The 558-nt window shown below is 59.7% G+C and carries 1 protein-coding gene; it reads right to left on the reverse strand.

The window, feature by feature from the left end; genetic code table 11:
- A partial coding sequence (locus CRD59_RS07550) for a carbohydrate ABC transporter permease (protein ID WP_130341229.1) occupies window positions 1–378 on the reverse strand: 378 nt, incomplete at its 3' end.
- Between the last annotated feature and the right edge of the window lie 180 nt (window positions 379–558).

The raw sequence follows: 558 nt of genomic DNA on the forward strand, positions 1-558 counted from the left end.
CTGTTGGTTGTGGGAGATGACGTCGTGCATGATGCTCAGGGCCCCAGGTGCCCCCAGGGCCGGCAAGTAGATGATCGCCCTGATCACGGACTTGCCCTTGATCCTGGTGTTCAGCAGCAGGGCCAGGGCCAGGCCCAGAATCTGCTGGATGATGGTGCTGCCGATGCCGTAGATCAGCGTGTTGACCACGACGGTCAGGAAGTTGCCGTCGGTGAACATGTGTGCGTAGTTGGCCAAGCCCACGAAGGGTTTCTCGGCATTGTAGCCATCCCAGTTGGTCATGGACAGACCGATGCCTGACAGCAGGGGGTAGATCATGAAGGCCACTAGGATGACCAGGGCCGGCAGGTAAAAGAGATTGACTAGCGAACCCCTCATTTTGGAGGGGTTGCCCCTCTTGCGGGAGGGGCTGACCGTTCGTTTTTTTGCCGTCGTCCTGACTCGTCAACACACCTTGGGTCAGGCTTTCTTTTGTTCTTCTAGTCCGGTGCAGTGGTGCTTTTCCTGCTCGGCGGCGGCGCAGCGGCTGCGTTCCCCGTCGCGGGGGCCGTAAGTGTC

This window comes from Bifidobacterium xylocopae, from assembly GCF_003315615.1.
Lineage (GTDB): Bacteria > Actinomycetota > Actinomycetes > Actinomycetales > Bifidobacteriaceae > Bombiscardovia > Bombiscardovia xylocopae.